Annotated in this window: 14 protein-coding genes and 1 other RNA gene; 7 read left to right on the top strand and 8 right to left on the bottom strand. The window is 71.8% G+C overall.

Features of this window, described 5'->3' with window-relative positions; translation table 11 throughout:
• Positions 1-15 precede the first annotated feature (15 nt).
• Positions 16-753 carry a zinc ribbon domain-containing protein gene (locus AC3RJ6_RS13650; RefSeq protein WP_491427616.1) on the top strand — a complete coding sequence of 246 codons (738 nt, stop codon included), beginning with the start codon at positions 16-18 and terminating at the stop codon, positions 751-753.
• Between the two features lie 56 nt (positions 754-809).
• Positions 810-1,187: RNase P RNA component class A (gene rnpB / locus AC3RJ6_RS13645), an RNA gene on the top strand.
• A gap of 134 nt (positions 1,188-1,321) precedes the next feature.
• Here rnpB and ppgK read toward each other — a convergent pair.
• Both ppgK and map read right to left on the bottom strand, forming a co-directional pair.
• Positions 1,322-2,074 (bottom strand): polyphosphate--glucose phosphotransferase, encoded by a 753-nt coding sequence (ppgK, locus tag AC3RJ6_RS13640; protein ID WP_491427615.1) that lies wholly within the window; start codon positions 2,072-2,074, stop codon positions 1,322-1,324.
• A 49-nt stretch (positions 2,075-2,123) separates the two neighbouring features.
• Positions 2,124-2,987, bottom strand: a complete 864-nt coding sequence (gene map, locus AC3RJ6_RS13635; RefSeq protein ID WP_491427614.1) for a type I methionyl aminopeptidase — start codon at positions 2,985-2,987, stop codon at positions 2,124-2,126.
• An 11-nt stretch (positions 2,988-2,998) separates the two neighbouring features.
• Between map and AC3RJ6_RS13630 the strand changes: the two genes are divergently transcribed.
• Positions 2,999-3,184: an SPOR domain-containing protein gene (locus tag AC3RJ6_RS13630; protein WP_491427613.1), complete on the top strand. Its 186-nt coding sequence runs from the start codon at positions 2,999-3,001 to the stop codon at positions 3,182-3,184.
• A gap of 43 nt (positions 3,185-3,227) precedes the next feature.
• On the opposite strand, the gene panB is transcribed toward AC3RJ6_RS13630, so the two are convergent.
• Positions 3,228-4,136: a 3-methyl-2-oxobutanoate hydroxymethyltransferase gene (gene panB, locus AC3RJ6_RS13625; protein ID WP_491427612.1), complete on the bottom strand. Its 909-nt coding sequence runs from the start codon at positions 4,134-4,136 to the stop codon at positions 3,228-3,230.
• A gap of 100 nt (positions 4,137-4,236) precedes the next feature.
• Between panB and AC3RJ6_RS13620 the strand changes: the two genes are divergently transcribed.
• Both AC3RJ6_RS13620 and AC3RJ6_RS13615 read left to right on the top strand, forming a co-directional pair.
• A complete protein-coding gene (locus tag AC3RJ6_RS13620; RefSeq protein WP_491427611.1) occupies positions 4,237-5,574 on the top strand; it encodes a glutamine synthetase family protein in 1,338 nt (445 codons plus the stop codon).
• Between the two features lie 8 nt (positions 5,575-5,582).
• Positions 5,583-8,597, top strand: a complete 3,015-nt coding sequence (locus AC3RJ6_RS13615; protein WP_491427610.1) for a bifunctional [glutamine synthetase] adenylyltransferase/[glutamine synthetase]-adenylyl-L-tyrosine phosphorylase — start codon at positions 5,583-5,585, stop codon at positions 8,595-8,597.
• Positions 8,598-8,717: 120 nt separating this feature from the next.
• Here AC3RJ6_RS13615 and glnA read toward each other — a convergent pair whose 3' ends face one another.
• Positions 8,718-10,142: a type I glutamate--ammonia ligase gene (gene glnA / locus AC3RJ6_RS13610; protein ID WP_491427609.1), complete on the bottom strand. Its 1,425-nt coding sequence runs from the start codon at positions 10,140-10,142 to the stop codon at positions 8,718-8,720.
• 136 nt (positions 10,143-10,278) lie between these two features.
• Here glnA and AC3RJ6_RS13605 point away from each other — a divergent pair, with 136 nt between their 5' ends.
• Positions 10,279-10,713 carry an RDD family protein gene (locus AC3RJ6_RS13605; protein WP_491427608.1) on the top strand — a complete coding sequence of 145 codons (435 nt, stop codon included), beginning with the start codon at positions 10,279-10,281 and terminating at the stop codon, positions 10,711-10,713.
• A gap of 97 nt (positions 10,714-10,810) precedes the next feature.
• Here the strand turns inward: AC3RJ6_RS13605 and AC3RJ6_RS13600 are convergent, their stop codons facing one another.
• The 3 genes from AC3RJ6_RS13600 to lipB all read right to left on the bottom strand — a co-directional run bounded on the left by AC3RJ6_RS13600 (position 10,811) and on the right by lipB (position 13,247).
• Positions 10,811-11,524: a DUF4191 domain-containing protein gene (locus AC3RJ6_RS13600; protein WP_491427607.1), complete on the bottom strand. Its 714-nt coding sequence runs from the start codon at positions 11,522-11,524 to the stop codon at positions 10,811-10,813.
• Between the two features lie 95 nt (positions 11,525-11,619).
• Entirely contained in the window at positions 11,620-12,609 is a 990-nt protein-coding gene (gene lipA / locus AC3RJ6_RS13595) for a lipoyl synthase (protein WP_491427606.1), read from the bottom strand.
• Positions 12,606-13,247: a lipoyl(octanoyl) transferase LipB gene (lipB, locus tag AC3RJ6_RS13590; RefSeq protein ID WP_491427605.1), complete on the bottom strand. Its 642-nt coding sequence runs from the start codon at positions 13,245-13,247 to the stop codon at positions 12,606-12,608. Before lipB ends, lipA begins: the two co-directional genes overlap by 4 nt.
• A gap of 107 nt (positions 13,248-13,354) precedes the next feature.
• Here lipB and AC3RJ6_RS13585 point away from each other — a divergent pair, with 107 nt between their 5' ends.
• Entirely contained in the window at positions 13,355-15,022 is a 1,668-nt protein-coding gene (locus tag AC3RJ6_RS13585; RefSeq protein WP_491427604.1) for a hypothetical protein, read from the top strand.
• On the opposite strand, the gene sucB is transcribed toward AC3RJ6_RS13585, so the two are convergent.
• A complete protein-coding gene (gene sucB, locus AC3RJ6_RS13580; protein WP_491427603.1) occupies positions 15,019-16,470 on the bottom strand; it encodes a 2-oxoglutarate dehydrogenase, E2 component, dihydrolipoamide succinyltransferase in 1,452 nt (483 codons plus the stop codon). The two genes, AC3RJ6_RS13585 and sucB, sit on opposite strands and share 4 nt — an antisense overlap.
• Positions 16,471-16,502: the final 32 nt, after the last annotated feature.

Raw genomic sequence — 16,502 nt, 5'->3', positions numbered from 1 at the left:
CACGAGGAGCACCACGTGAAGGCCACGCCCGCCGACCAGCAGGAACTGCTGCGGCTCCAGTCGATCGACACCCGCCTCCAGCAGCTCGCGCATCGCCTCGGCGCCCTGCCCCAGACCGCTCCGCTCGCCGAACTCGCCCAGCGCGAGACCGCCGTGCGCGGCACCCGCGCGGAGGCGGTCGGCACGCTCGAGGACGCGCGGGCCGAGCTCACCCGCCTCGAATCCGATGTGGCGCTCGTCGAGGCGCGCATCGCGCGCGACACCGACCGCCTGCAGCACACCTCGTCGGTGAAGGACGTGCAGGCGCTCGAGGCCGAGCTCGCCTCGCTCGCGAAGCGGCGCAGCGACCTCGAAGACCAGGAGCTCGTCGTGATGGAGCGCGTCGAGGAGGCCGAGGTCGTCGTCTCGAGCATCGACCTGCAGCGCGCTGCGATCGAGTCGGAGGTCGCCGAGCTCGAGGCCGAGCGCGATGCGGCGGCGGGCGGCATCGGCACGGAGCGCGAGCAGACCGAGCGCGACCGCGAGGTCGTGGCCGAGGGCGTGCCGGCCGAGCTCCTCGCCTTCTACGAACAGCGCCGCGTGCGCGGCGGCGGCGTCGGCGCCGCGCTCCTCCAGCACCGCACGTGCGGGGGCTGCACGATGACACTCACCGGCTCCGACCTCGAGCAGGTGCGCCGTGCCGCACCCGACGACGTCGTGCAGTGCCCCGAGTGCGACCGCATCCTCGTGCGCACCGACGAGTCAGGCCTCTGACCGACCGATGCCCGCCGGGCTCGCCCGGGCTTCTCGCGCTAGACTGCAGGGGCGAGTGGGTCGGCAAGACGGTCGCGTCGCACGGCTCCGGTCGTGCGCCGAGGAACGTCCGGGCTCCACAGGGCAGGACGGTGGGTAACACCCACCCGGGGCGACCCGCGAGACAGTGCCACAGAAAGCAGACCGCCTCCCGCGCGAGCGGGCGGTAAGGGTGAAACGGTGGGGTAAGAGCCCACCAGCGGCCGGGGTGACCCGGTCGGCTCGGTAAACCTCGTCCGGAGCAAGGCCAGACAGGGAACCATGGGGCGGCCCGCCCCGTTCCCGGGTAGGCCGCTGGAGGGCTGCGGCGACGCAGCTCCGAGAGAGATGGCCGTCCAGCCGCGAGACGCAAGGCTCGCGGTCAACAGAACCCGGCGTATCAGCCGGCCCGCTCGCACCATGAGGCGTGGCGCCGCCTGAAGCGCTCGCGCCGGCGATCGCCGGCGGCGGCACGCCGGATGGTGATGCGGGCGTCGCGTCCAGCGAGGATCAGTCGCGGGCGGCCGGGACTTCGCGCTCCGAGGCGGACCTACCCCGCCGCGAGCGAGGCCGCGCCGATGATCCCCGCGTTGTTGCGGTGGCGGGCCGGCACGATCGGCGTCTTCAGGTCGAGCAGCGGCAGGAACTGCTCGTGGTGCTTCGAGACCCCGCCGCCCACGACGAACAGGTCGGGGGAGAAGATGAACTCGACGTGGGCGTAGAAGCGCTGGAGCCGTGCGGCCCAGTCCGGCCAGTCGAGCGACTCGCGCTCCATCGCCGAGTAGGCCGCGCGCTTCTCTGCCTCGGTGCCGTCGAGCTCGATGTGCCCGAGCTCGGTGTTGGGCACGAGGACGCCGTCGTAGAGGAAGGCCGACCCGATGCCGGTGCCGAGGGTCGTGAGGATCACGAGGCCGTCGGCGTCGACGGCCGCGCCGTATCGCGATTCGGCGTAGCCGGCGGCATCCGCGTCGTTGATGAAATGGATCTCGCGCCCGAACGTGTCCTCGAAGAGCTCCTCGGCGGGGAGGCCGATCCACTCCTTCGAGATGTTCGCCGCCGAGAGCGTGCGCCCGCGCTTCACGATCGCCGGGAAGCAGACGCCGAGCGGCAGTGAGTCGTCGAAGTCGGCCGACAGGCGGTCGAGCAGTTCGGTCGTCGCGGTGAGGATGTCGGCGGGCCGGCCGCCCTCGGGGGTCTTGACCTTGATGCGGTCGGATCGGAGCGTCCCCTCGACGAGGTCGACGACCGCGCCCTTGATGCCCGTGCCGCCGATGTCGATGCCGATCGCGAGTTCCGTGGCCATGGCCCTCACACTATCGCGGCGCCGCTCGACGAACGTGCCCGCCGGGCCCTCAGGGCAGCGTGAGGATCTCGGCGCCGCGCTCGGTCACGACGAGCGTGTGCTCGAACTGCGCGGTGAGCGAGCGGTCGCGCGTGACGACCGTCCAGTCGTCGGCCCAGACGTCCCACTCGACGGTGCCGAGCGTGAGCATCGGCTCGATCGTGAAGACCATGCCCTCCTCGATGACCGTCGTCGCGTTCGGGTCGTCGAAGTGCGGGATCACGAGTCCGGTGTGGAAGGCGCGGCCCACTCCGTGGCCCGTGTAGTCCCGTACGACGCCGTAGCCGAAGCGCTTGGCGTACGCCTCGATCGCGCGGCCGATCACGTTGACCTGGCGGCCGGGGGCGACGGCCCGGATGCCGCGGGCGAGCGCCTCGCGGGTGCGCTCGACGAGGAGCGTCGCCTCGTCGCCCGCCTCGCCCACGAGGAACGTGTGGTTGAGGTCGCCGTGCATGCCGTCGAGATACGCGGTGACGTCGAGGTTGACGAGGTCGCCGTCGTCGAGCACCGTGTCGTCGGGGATGCCGTGGCAGATGACCTCGTTGACCGAGGTGCAGCTCGACTTCGGGTAGCCGCGGTAGCCGAGGGTCGACGGGTACGCACCGTGCCCGACGACGTACTCGTGCACGATGCGGTCGAGCTCGTCGGTGGTGACGCCCGGCCGGATCGCCGCGGCCGCCGCCTCGATCGCACCCGCCGCGATGCGCCCGGCCGCACGGATGCGCTCGACCTCGTCGGACGAGTACCGGTCGCCGCGCCTGTTCGGCGACGGCGCCCGGCGGCCGACGTACTCGGGTCGCGCGATCGTCGCGGGCACCGCGCGGGCGGGGGAGAGTCGTCCGGGGGTCAGGTGGCCGGCGGCGTCTTTGGGCATAGGATCAGCCTATGACCGAGAACGTCGAGCACATGTTCTGGTACAACCTCAAGACCGGCGAGGTCGAGCAGGGTTTCGTCTCGCAGTCGATCGACCGGGTCGGCCCGTTCGAGACGCGCGAAGAGGCCGAGCGGGCGCTCGAGATCCTGCGCGCCAACAGCGCGAAGTGGGCCGAGGAGGACGCCGCCGACGACTGAGCGTCGTCGGCGGTCGATTCGGCGCGCAGCGCGAGTCGGAGCCCTACTCGAACGAGTGCTCGGCCGTCGGGTACGCCCCCGACTCGACGTCGGCGCGCCACGCGTTCGCGGCGTTGCTCAGCACGCTCGCGAGGTCGGCGTACTTCTTGACGAAGCGCGGCACCCGTCCGGTCGTGAGGCCGGCCCAGTCGGTCCACACGAGCAGCTGCCCGTCGGTGTGCGGGCCCGCGCCGACGCTGATGGTCGGGATCTCGAGCATCTCGGTGACCTGGCGGGCGGCCTCGGCCGGCACCATCTCGAGCACGACCGCGAACGCGCCGGCCTCCTGCACCGCGCGCGCGTCGGCGAGCAGTTGGTCGAGGCCCTCGCCGCGCCCCTGGATGACGTGTCCGCCGAGCCCGTGCTCGCTCTGCGGCGTGTAGCCGATGTGGGCCATCACCGGGATGCCCGCGTGCACGATCCGCCGGATCTGCTTCGCGCTGCGCTCACCGCCCTCGAGCTTCACGGCGTGCGCGCCGGTCTCCTTCATGAAGCGCACCGCCGTGTGCAGCGCCTCCTCGGGGCCGTTCTCGTACGACCCGAACGGCATGTCGGCGATGACGAACGCCCGCCTGACGGCTCCGGCGACGGCGCGCGTGAGGGGGATGAGGTCGTCGACCTTGACGGGCAGCGTCGTCTCGTAGCCGAGCACGTTGTTGCCGGCCGAGTCGCCCACGAGCAGGAAGTCGATGCCCGCCTCGTCGAAGATGTGCGCGGTGAGCTGGTCGTAGCTCGTGAGCCCCGTGATCTTGATGCCGTTGCGCTTCGCGTTCTGGAAGTGCCGGGTGCGCACCCGCTTGGGACCCCCGGCCGCGGCGGCACCGCCGTACGGGTTCTGCTCGGCCGTCGAGTCGGCGGCGTTGCCGGTTGCGGGGGACACGTCGGATGCTGAGGTCTGGGGCTCGCCTGACATGCCGCCATCCTCGCACATCGCACCGACCCGATCCGCGGCCCGGGGCGCGGCTCCGCGAGGCCCGGTGCCGGTACGCTGGGATCTGCGAGAGAGGGTGTGGATGGATAAGCAGCGCGACTTCGTTCTTCGCACGATCGAGGAGCGAGGGGTCAAGTTCGTCAGGCTCTGGTTCACCGACGTCGTCGGCACCCTGAAGTCGGTGGCGATCGCCCCGGCCGAGGTCGAGGGGGCGTTCACCGAAGGCATCGGGTTCGACGGCTCGGCGATCGAGGGGCTCAGCCGCACCTACGAGTCCGACCTGCTCGCCTACCCCGACCCGTCGACGTTCCAGACGCTGCCCTGGCGCGGCGACATCGACCCCACCGGCCGCATGTTCTGCGACATCACGACGCCCGACGGCGAGCCCGCCGTCGCCGACCCGCGCAACGTGCTCAAGCGCACGCTCGAACGGGCCGCCGAGCGCGGATTCACGTTCTACACGCACCCCGAGATCGAGTTCTACCTGCTGCGCTCGTCGAAGTTCGGCGACGAGGGGCCCATCCCCGTCGACTCGGCGGGCTACTTCGACAACGTGCCCGGCGGCACCGCGCACGACTTCCGCCGCCGCTCGGTGCGCATGCTCGAAGACCTCGGAATCTCGGTCGAGTTCAGCCACCACGAGGCCGGCCCCGGACAGAACGAGATCGACCTGCGGTACGCCGACGCATTGACGACCGCCGACAACATCATGACGTTCCGCACCGTCGTGAAAGAGGTGGCGATCGAGCAGGGCGTCTACGCCACGTTCATGCCGAAGCCCTTCTCCGAGTACCCCGGGTCGGGCATGCACACCCACCTCTCGCTCTTCGAGGGCGACACGAACGCCTTCTACGAGCCGGGCGCCCAGTACCAGCTCTCGAAGATCGGCCGCCAGTTCATCGCGGGCCTGCTCAGGCACGCGAACGAGATCTCGGCCGTGACGAACCAGTTCGTGAACTCGTACAAGCGCCTGTGGGGCGGCGACGAGGCGCCGAGCTTCATCTGCTGGGGCCACAACAACCGCTCCGCGCTCGTCCGGGTGCCGCTCTACAAGCCCAACAAGGGCCAGAGCGCGCGCGTCGAGTACCGTGCGATCGACTCGGCCGCGAACCCCTACCTCGCGTTCTCGCTGCTGCTCGCCGCGGGCATGAAGGGCATCGAAGAGGGCTACGAGCTGCCGCCCGAGGCGGAGGACGACGTGTGGGCGCTCACCGACAGCGAGCGGCGCGCACTCGGCTACCACCCGCTGCCGGCGAGCCTCGACCACGCGATCGAGTACATGGAGGGCTCCGAGCTCGTCGCCGAGACGCTCGGCGAGCAGGTCTACAACTACGTGCTCGCCAACAAGCGGCGCGAGTGGCGGGACTACCGCTCGCAGGTCACGCCGTTCGAGCTGCACCGCAACCTCGAGATCCTCTGAACGCGGGGATGTCTCGACAGGCGCCGACCCTCGGCCGACTCGCACGCGCCGGCTTCGACGACCTCGACCGTGCATCGACCGGTCTCGCCGACCTGGCCGAGGCCACGGGCGTCGAGGGCGAGGCGCTCCTCGCAGCCCTCGGCACCGCGGCCGACCCCGATTCGGCACTGACCGAACTCCGCCGGCTCCACGATCGTGCACCCGGCGCGGTCACGGCGGTCCTCGCCGAAGCGCCCTCGGCCGAGCGGCTCGCGCGGCTGGTCGGCGCCTCGCGCGGGCTCGCCGACTTCCTCGGACGGCACCCCGACGAGATCGAGCTCCTGCACGCGCTGCCGGTTCCCCCGCCTTCGGCCGCCGAAGCGCGGTCGCTGCTCGTCGCGGCGATCGATGCCGTGCCCGCTGAGCGGGCCGACGACGCCGACGCCGTCGCCGCGGCGATCCGCGTGCGCTACCGGCGGCTGCTCACCGGAGTCGCCGTGTACGACCTGACCCGCAACGACGCGGTCGACATCGTCGACGTCGTCGCCGCGGGCCTCGCCGACCTCGCCGGTGCAGCCCTCGATGCGGCGCTCGCCGGTGCGAGGCGGCTCGTCTCGCGCGCAGAGGGCGCCCCCGCAGCACCGGGCCGGTACCCGGCGGCCGAGGTCGCGGCGACCCGCCTCGCCGTCATCGGGATGGGCAAGGCCGGTGCGCGCGAGCTCAACTACGTGAGCGACGTCGACGTCATCTTCGTCGCCGAGTCGGCCGACGAGGAGGTCGTCTCGACGCCGCGAGCGATCGAGATCGCGACGCGGCTCGCGATGGTCACGATGCGGCTCATCCACGAGCCGGGCATCGAGCCGCCGCTGTGGGAGGTCGACCCGAACCTTCGCCCCGAGGGCAAGGACGGCGCGCTCGTGCGCACCCTCGACTCCCACCTGCAGTACTACGAGCGGTGGGCCAAGAGCTGGGAATTCCAGGCCCTCCTGAAGGCACGGCCGCTCGCGGGCGATCTCGAACTCGGCGATCGATACGCCGCCGGGGTCGCGCCGATGGTCTGGGCGAGCTCCGGCCGTGAGGGATTCGTGGAGTCCGTGCAGCGCATGCGGGAGCGGGTCACCGAGCACATCCCCGCCGACGAGGTCGACGTCCAGTTGAAGCTCGGCCCCGGCGGCCTCCGTGACATCGAGTTCACCGTGCAGCTGCTGCAGCTCGTGCACGGCGCGACCGACGACTCGATCCGGCAGGCCGGCACGCTGCCCGCCCTGACCGCCCTCGCCGAGGCCGGCTACGTCGGCCGCGAGGAGGCGGGTGAGTTCGCCCGCGACTACCGCCTGCTCCGGGTGCTCGAGCACCGGCTGCAGCTCGAACGGCTGCGGCGCACTCACCTCATGCCGCGCGACGCCGACGCGCTGCGCGTGCTCGCGCGGGCGTCGGGACTGGGCCGCGACGCGTCGGAGCTCACGAGGGTATGGCAGTCGACGCGACAGCGGGTGCGGGGCCTGCACCAGCGCCTCTTCTACCGCCCGCTGCTCTCGGCGGTCGCGGCACTGCCCGCGTCGGGCCTCGAGCTCACGAGCAGCCAGGCCGAGGCGCGCCTCGCGGCGATCGGCTTCCGCGACCCGCGTGGCGCCCTCGCGCACATCGGCGCCCTCACCTCGGGCCTCTCGCGCCGGGCGACGATCCAGCGGCACCTCATGCCCGTGCTGATCTCCTGGTTCGCCGAGGGAACCGACCCCGACTTCGGCCTGCTCTCGTTCCGACGGCTGAGCGATACCCTCGGCACGACCCACTGGTACCTGAGGCTGCTGCGCGACTCGTCCGACGCGGCGCTGCGCCTGACCCGGGTGCTCTCCGGTTCGCGCTACGCGGCCGAGCTCCTCGAGCGCGCGCCCGAAGCGGTCGCCTGGCTCGAAGACCTCGACGAGCTCCGTCCGCGCTCGCTCGGCGCACTCCAGGACGAGACCCGTGCCGTCCTCAGCCGGCACGGCGAGGCCGACGACGCGGCGAAGATCTTCCGCGCCATCCGCCGGCGCGAGATGCTCCGGCTCGCCCTCGCGGGAATCCTCGACGTGTGCACCGTCGAGGAGCTGGGACACGGGCTCAGCGACCTGACCGAGAACCACATCGCCGCACTCGTCGCGGCCATCAGGGGCGAAGCACCCGACGGCATCGAGTTCGCCGTGATCGGCATGGGTCGCTTCGGCGGCCGCGAGCTCGGCATCGGCTCCGACGCCGACATCATCTACGTCTACCGCTCGACGGGCGCCGAACCCGACGCCGCCCACTCGAGCGCGCTCCGCATCGTGAGCGAGCTCGTGCGGCTCTCCGAGGACGCGCGGCTGCCGTTCGAGCTCGATGCCGACCTGCGACCCGAGGGCCGCAACGGCGTCGTCGCACGCTCGCTCGACGCGTACCGCGCCTACTACTCCCGGTGGTCGCTGACCTGGGAGGCGCAGGCGCTCCTGCGCGCCAGGGGCGTCGCCGGCGACCGCGCGCTCATCGACGACTTCACCGAGCTCGCCGACACGGTTCGCTACCCGAGCGAGATCGCCGAGCAGGAGGTCCGCGAGGTCAAGCGCATCAAGGCGCGCGTCGAGAACGAGCGGCTGCCGCAGGGGGCCGACCCCACCCGCCACCTGAAGCTCGGGCGCGGCTCGATCTCCGACGTCGAGTGGTTCGTGCAGCTCGTGCAGCTGCAGCACGGGGCCGCGATCCCGGCGCTGCGCACGACCTCGACGCTCGAGGCGCTCGAGGCGTCGACCGCCGCCCGGCTCATCGACGAGTCCGATGCCGAGACCCTCAGGGCGGCCTGGGTGTTCTCGTCCCGTGCCCGGTCGGCGCTGACGCTCTGGCTCGACCGCACGACCGACGTGCTGCCGGTCGAGCGCTCGCAGCTCGAGGGCGTCGCTCGCATCATGGGCTACCCGGCGGGTTCGGCGACGCAGCTCGAGCACGACTACCTGCAGCTCACGAGACGTTCGCGCGCGGTCTTCGAGCGCGGCTTCTACGGACTCGAACCCCGCCGGGAGCCGACCGTCTGAGCGTGCGCAGCCCGGCTCGTGCACCCGCGGCGAGTCGGCACGCGGCATCCGGCCGTGGATGGCCGAAGGGCCGCCCCGCGTGCGCGGAGCGGCCCTTCGACTGCAGCAGGGGGCTGCGAATCAGACGCCGTAGTACAGCTCGAACTCGAACGGGTGCGGACGCTGGGCGAGGGGCTTGAGCTCCTTCTCGCGCTTGTAGTCGATCCAGGTCTCGATGAGCTCCTTGGTGAACACGCCGCCCTCGAGGAGGAAGTCGTGGTCGGCCTCGAGCGCGTCGAGCGCCTCGCCGAGCGAACCCGGCACCTGCGGGATCGCCTTGGCCTCCTCGGGCGGGAGCTCGTAGAGGTCCTTGTCGACCGGCTCGTGCGGCTCGATGCGGTTCTTGATGCCGTCGAGGCCCGCCATGAGCTGCGCCGCGAACGCGAGGTACGGGTTGCCCGAGGCATCCGGCGCGCGGAACTCGATGCGCTTCGCCTTCGGGTTGGTGCCCGTGATCGGGATGCGGATCGAGGCCGAGCGGTTGCCCGCCGAGTAGACGAGGTTGACGGGGGCCTCGAAGCCCGGCACGAGGCGGTGGTACGAGTTCACCGTGGGGTTCGTGAAGGCGAGCACCGCGGGCGCGTGCTTGAGGAGGCCGCCGATGTACCAGCGCGCGATGTCGCTGAGGCCGCCGTAGCCCGCCTCGTCGTAGAAGAGCGGCTTGCCGTCGTTCCAGAGCGACTGGTGGGTGTGCATGCCCGAGCCGTTGTCGCCGAAGAGCGGCTTCGGCATGAACGTCGCCGTCTTGCCCCACTGCTCGGCGGTGTTCTTCACGATGTACTTGAACTTCAGGATGTCGTCGGCGGCGTGCACCATCGTGTCGAAGCGGTAGTTGATCTCGGCCTGGCCGCCCGTGCCGACCTCGTGGTGCGAGCGCTCGAGGATGAGCCCCGCGTCGATGAGCTTCAGGCAGATGTCGTCGCGCAGGTCGGCCTGCTTGTCGACGGGGGAGACGGGGAAGTAGCCGCCCTTGTACGGCGTCTTGTTGCCGAGGTTGCCGCCCTCCTCCGTGCGGCCCGAGTTCCACGCACCCTCTTCGGAGTCGACCGAGTAGAAGCTCGAGTGCTGGTTCACCTCGTAGCGCACGTCGTCGAAGATGTAGAACTCCGCCTCGGGGGCGAAGAACGCGGTGTCGGCGATGCCGGTCGAGGCGAGGTACTTCTCGGCCTTCTTGGCCACCTGGCGCGGGTCCTTCGCGTAGATCTCGCCGTTGCGCGGGTTGTAGATGTCGAACACCATCACGAGCGTGCGCTCGGCGCGGAACGCGTCGATGTACGCGGTGGACACGTCGGGGATGAGCTGCATGTCGGACTCGTGGATGTTCGCGAACCCGCGGATCGAGGATCCGTCGAACAGCTGGCCGACGGTGAAGAACTCCTCGTCGACCGTGGAGGCCGGGATGTTGAAGTGCTGCTGCACGCCGGGCAGGTCGGTGAACCGGATGTCGAGGAACTTGACATCCGTCTCTTTGATGAACTTGAGCACTTCGGACGAATCACTGAACATGTGACGGATCTCCAGGGGGCGGGTCGAACAGATGGACTTGCACAGCCAACGGAGACGGTATCCGGGCGCCGTTTCCCGACCGTGACCGGAATGTTTCGGCCATGTTACGCCCATGCCCGCTCGGTAGACTCGTCTGGTGCCCGACGCGAAGCCCCAGACATTCGGAGACCTCGAACCGAGCCGGTGGCCCGGCGAACGACTCGGCCTCCCCGATCACGGGCGAGGCTCGGTCGCCCGCGCCGGCCGGAGGATCGCCGCGATCTTCATCGACTGGGGCAGCGCCATGCTCATCGCGCTCCTGTTCACGCCGTACGAGTCGGTCGCCTACACCTGGGTCGTGCCGCTGGTCTTCGCGGTGCTGCAGATCGTGTTCATCCCGACGATCGGCGGCAGCATCGGGCACCGCCTGCTGGGCATGCACGTGGTGCCGCTCGAGGGCGGCTGGGTCGGCCCCTGGCGACCCGTCGTGCGCACGGCCCTGCTCGTCATCGTCGTGCCGGCACTCGTGTGGGACTCCGACCAGCGCGGCTTCCACGACAAGGTCGCGGGCACGGTGCTGATCCGGGCCTGACCGCGCCGCGGCATCCGGCCCCGCACCGCCCGCGTGAACGACGACGCGGCACCCGCCTGCGAAGACGGATGCCGCGTGGTGGAGCGTGTACGCGCGCTCAGCGCATCTTGCCGCGCTGCGGGCGGACCTTCATCGGGTCGATGCCCTTCGGGATCGGCAGCGAGGTCTGCAGCGAGTTGAGGCGGTTGGTCACCGCGAGCACCTCGGGCTTGGTGAGCGCCTTCTTGGTCTTGCGGAGCGTCGAGGGGAGCTTGTAGAGCTCGACCGAGCCCTCGTCGTGCCCGACCGAGATGAGGGTGATCGGCACGTTCGGCAGCACCCGGGCGACCTTGCGCTGCTCGTCTTCGAGCATGCGCTTGGTGCGGGAGGCGGGGCCCTCGCTGATGAGCGCGACACCGCCGCGGCCGACCGCGCGGTAGACCGCGTCCTGCGTCTTGCCGTTGACGGCGACGGGCATCTCGTTGCCGACCCAGGCGCCGCGGAGGCCGCTGCGGAGCACGGCGCCGACCGCACCGGGCTGGCCGTCGATCTGCGCGTAGGCGGCGCGCTCGGCCCGGCGGCCCAGCACGACGAGGGCGAGCAGGAGACCGGCGAGCACGCCGGCGACGATCCACAGCGCGATCGTGAAGCCGTTGCCCTCGCTCAGCCACAGCGCGAGCGCGAGACCGGCGAGCACGGGCACGAGGAACGCGAGGAGCATCAGCCACTGCGCGGTCGGGTCGTAGCGGCGGGTCATCTGGAAGACCTGCCACATCTGCTTGAGCCGGCCCGGCTCCTTCTGAGCCTTCGATGCGTCCTTCGTGCGTGCCATGGTGTCTAGGATACCGGCGCGCGGGGGTCGCTCGGACCGCGCTGAGCACGGTCGAGCGACCCCGGCGCCCGGTCGGACGGCGCGCGGCCGAGGGGTCAGCCCACGGCCTGGGCGAAGCCGAGCGAGGCGTCGGCGAGGTGCGAGAGCTCGGCCGGCAGTTCGCGGCCCTTCGCCTGCATCGACTGGGCCCAGAGCCGACCCGCGCGGTACGACGAGCGCACGAGCGGGCCGGAGAGCACGCCGAGGAAGCCGATCTCCTCGGCCTCCGCCTTGAGCTCGACGAACTCCTCGGGACGCACCCATCGGGCGACCGGCAGGTGCCGCGGGCTCGGCCGGAGGTACTGCGTGAGCGTGATGATGTCGGTTCCCGCGTCGTGCAGGTCGTGCAGCGCCCGGGAGATCTCCGACCGCTCCTCGCCCATGCCGAGGATGAGGTTGGACTTCGTGATGAGCCCCGCGTCGCGGCCCTGCGTGATCACGTCGAGCGAACGCTCGTAGCGGAACGCCGGGCGGATGCGCTTGAAGATGCGCGGCACCGTCTCGACGTTGTGCGCGAAGACCTCGGGCCGTGCGTCGAAGACCTGCTGCAGCAACTCGGGCTCGCCGTTGAAGTCGGGCACGAGGATCTCGACGCCGGTGCCCGGCGACTGCCGATGGATCTCGCGGATCGTCTCGGCGTAGAGCCAGGCCCCGCCGTCGGGCAGGTCGTCGCGCGCGACGCCCGTGACGGTCGAGTACCGCAGCTGCATGCGCACGACCGACTCGCCGACGCGTCGCGGCTCGTCGGCGTCGAAGTCGGCGGGCTTGCCGGTGTCGATCTGGCAGAAGTCGCAGCGCCGCGTGCACTGCGAGCCGCCGATGAGGAAGGTCGCCTCGCGGTCCTCCCAGCACTCGTAGATGTTGGGGCAGCCGGCCTCCTGGCAGACCGTGTGCAGGTCTTCGCTCTTCACGAGCGACTGCAGCGCCCGGTACTCGGGGCCCATCTTCGCGCGGGTCTTGATCCACTCGGGCTTGCGTTCGATGGGCGTCTGGGCATTGCGGACTTCGAGGCGCAGCATCCTGCGCCCCTCGGGAGCGGTGGTCATGCGGCCAGCGCCTCCTCGAACTCGAGGCGGAGACGGGCGCTCACGGCGTCGACGAGGTCGGCGGGGGTCATGCTGCGGCCGAGCTCGCGGCTCACGGTCGTGACGCCGGCGTCGCGGATGCCGCACGCGACGATGCGTTCGTACGGTTCGAGCGAGTTCGAGCAGTTGAGGGCGAACCCGTGCATCGTGACGCCGTCGGCGACGCGGATGCCGATGGCCGCGATCTTGTTCTCGAAGCCGGGCGAGCCGACCCAGACGCCCGAGCGGCCGTCGACGCGACGGCCGTCGACGCCGGCGTCCCGCAGGACGTCGATGAGCACGCCCTCGAGGCGGCGAACGTAGCCGACCACGTCGATCGGCGCGGCGAGATGGAGGATCGGATACCCCACGAGCTGGCCCGGTCCGTGCCAGGTGATCTTGCCGCCGCGGTCGACGTCGATGACGGGCGTTCCGTCGGTCGGCCGTTCGTCGGGAGCGGTGCGCTTCCCGGCGGTGTAGACGGAGGGGTGCTCCAGAAGGAGGACGGTGTCGGGGCGTTCGCCCGCGACGACCGCGCGATGGACGGCGCGCTGAAGGTCGAGACCCTCGATGTACGGCACGGAGTTGGCGCTTAGCCCCGTGACGACGATGTCGAGCATTCGGCCAGTCTAGGCGACTTCTCCTCCCCACTCGTGGATGCCGCGGTGCGGTGCACAGCGGCGGCCGGGACCGCGGGTTCCCGGAAGCGTGCGGGGAGACTGCCGGGATGAGACGTTCAGCGAAGACGACGGCGCAGCCGCACCTGCGCGCCACCGAGGGCGGGAACGCAGCCGACGCCGGCGGCGGTGACGTGAACGATGCGCCCTCGTCGGGGGAGCTCGATGCCGGCGTGGTCGCCGGCTACCGGCTCCTCAGGCGGGTCGCGACGGGGGAGCGCGCCGACGTGCATCTCGCGGTCGAGGCTGCGGGCGCGACCGGCCCCGACGCCGAAGGCGGCGGCGTCGGTCGTCGGCCGGTCGTGCTGCGGGCGTACCGCCGTGGCGCCGCCGATGACGCCATCGGCACCGAGATCGCGGCGATGGGCGCGGATGCCTCGGGCACGTTGCCCGATCTGATCGATCTCGCCGTGCTCGACGACGGTCGGCGCGTCCTCGTCGTCGAGCGCGTCGGCGGGCCGACGCTCTCGCGACTCATCGGCGAGCGGGTGCTCGACCCGGGTGAGGCGACCACGATCCTCGCGCCGCTCGTGGCGGCCGCCGCGGGGCTCGCGGACGCCGGCTTCGTGCACACCCGCCTCACGACGAGCGACGTGCTGATCGACGACACCGGTCGGCCGCGCCTCATCGGGCTGGGTGCCCTGCGCGCGCTCGACGACGCGGGCGGCGCCGTCGCCAGGACCGAGCTGCTGCGCGAGGGGCATCGGCGCATCGCCGCCCTCATCGACGACGTCGCGCGCTCCACGCGCCGGCCCGGTGCATTCGAACCGGCCGCGGCGATCGCTCGCGCCGGTGCCGAATCCCGACCGTTCGCGAGATCGGAGGGCGGGGTCGAGCGGGCGCTGTTCGCCGCGGCGCCGGCCGTGCCGCTGCGGGACGGCCCCAGCCCGCGGGTGCGCGACTCGCTGCCCACGAGGCTCGGACCGGCGGCGGCGGTCGCCGCGTTGCCTGGCGCCACCGGCGACGACGCCGATCCCGGCGACGAGCATGCCCACGGCGCCGTTGAGCGTGCCCACGGGTGGCGCGCCGCACTCGGCGAGCTCGCGCAGCTGCCCGTGCCGATCGTCGATCGACTCGCCGGATCAGCCGACGTCGCGCCTGTCGGGGCGCTCGGGCGTCGGTTGCGCGCCTTCGTCGCGGGCCGCCGGCGGCTGCTCGTCGTCGGCAGCGCCGTCGGCGGTGCGGCGCTCGTCCTGCTGCTGACCCTCATCCCGCCGTCGGCGGTCGCCGAGGCACCGCACCGCCCCGACCGAGCGGCGGCCACCGGCGCGCCGCCGACGGCTGCGCCGGAGCCGCGCGCGGCCGGCCCAGAGGCCACGGCCGGCCCTGGGGCGACTGCCCATCCGGCCGCGGTCGACGGCGGTCGGGGCGCCGATGCCGGTGCCGATGCCGCGGCGGATGCCGATCCCGTGGTCGCCGCCGTCCGACTCATGATGCGGCGTGCGGAGTGCCTGGCGACGATCGACGCGGGATGCGTCGCGCAGGTCGACCAGCCGGGTTCGGCGCTCGAGCGCGCCGATCTGGAGCAGCTCGCAGCGGCGCGAGAGGGTGCGGCGCCCGACGTGCCCGCGTACGCGCTCGAGGAGCTGTCGGTGGCCGCGGAGATGGGCGAGGCCGTCCTCCTGCAGCTGCCCTACGCCGACGGGCAACGCGAACCGGCCTCGCTCCTCGTGATGAGGGGCGAGGCCGGTTGGCGACTGCGAGAGCTGTTCGACTAGATGCCGAGGTCGGCCTCGAACGCGCCCTCCTCGAGGCGCTCCTTCACCGCGGTGAGGAAGCGCGCGGCGTCGGCACCGTCGATGATGCGGTGGTCGTACGACAGCGCGAGGTAGACCATCGAGCGGATCGCGATCGCGTCGGCGCCGTCCTGGCTGACGACGACCGGGCGCTTCACGACGACACCCGTTCCGAGGATCGCCGACTGCGGCAGGAAGACGACGGGCGTGTCGAACAGCGCGCCGCGCGAACCGGTGTTCGTGAGCGTGAAGGTGCCGCCGGCGAGCTCGTCGGGCTTCAGCTGGTTGTTGCGGGTGCGATCGGCGAGATCGGCGATCTGCGCGGCGAGACCGGCGATGTCGAGGTCGCCCGCATTGCGGATCACCGGAGTGAGCAGACCGCGCTCGGTGTCGACCGCGATGCTCATGTTCTCCTGCGCCGGGTAGACGATGCTGTCGCCGTCGACCGTCGAGTTGATGATCGGGTACGCCTTGAGCGCCTCAGCGGCGGCCAGGCCGAAGAACGGCAGGAACGAGAGCTTGTTGCCGGTCTTGGCGAGGAAGTCGGCCTTGACGCGGTCGCGCAGACGCGCGATGCGGGTCACGTCGACCTCGACGACCGTGGTGAGCTGCGCGGTCGAGGTCATCGAGACCACGGCGCGCTCGGCGACGACCTTGCGCAGGCGCGTCATCGGGACGGTCGTCCCGCGGAGGGGCGAGGTCTCGAGCGGCTGGCGCGCGGGCGCCGCGGCGGGCGCGGCCGGAGCAGTCTGGGCCGAGATGACGTCCTGCTTGCGGATGCGTCCGCCGACGCCCGTGCCCGTGACGGTCGCGAGGTCGACACCCTGCTCGTTCGCGAGCTTGCGGACGATCGGGGTGACGTAGCCCGAGGGGCCGGCGTGGGCGCCGGTCGACGCGGCCGGTGCAGCGGGCGCCGCGGGTGCAGCGGGAGCTGCAGGCGCGGCCGGCGCCGGAGCGGCAGCGGGCGCCGCGGCCGGTGCAGCGGGCGCTGCCGGAGCAGCGGGCGCGGCCGGCGGGGCGGCGACAGGCTCGGGAGCCGGCGCAGGCGCCGCAGGTGCGGCCGGCGGCGCCGCGACGGGCTCGGGTGCGGGAGCCGGCGCGGCCGGCTCGGCTGCGGGCGCGGCCGGCTCCGCGGGAGCGGCAGGCGCCTCGGCCGGTGCGGGGGCGGCGGCCTCGGGCGCGGCGGCGGCCGAACCGTCGCCGATCGTGACGAGGGCGGTGCCGACCTCGACGGTCTCGTCCTCCTGGACGAGGATCGCCTCGATGACACCCGCAACGGGCGACGGGATCTCGGTGTCGACCTTGTCGGTCGAGACCTCGAGCAGCGGCTCGTCGACCTCGACACGGTCGCCGACATTCTTCAGCCAGCGGGTGACCGTGCCCTCAGTGACACTCTCGCCGAGTGCCGGGAGGCTGACGGATTCGCTCATGCGCTTGTCTCCTTCACAGCGTGGGAACGCGT

It is taken from the genome of Agromyces cucurbitae, from assembly GCF_058349945.1.
This window is presented reverse-complemented; position numbering and strand designations above follow the sequence as displayed.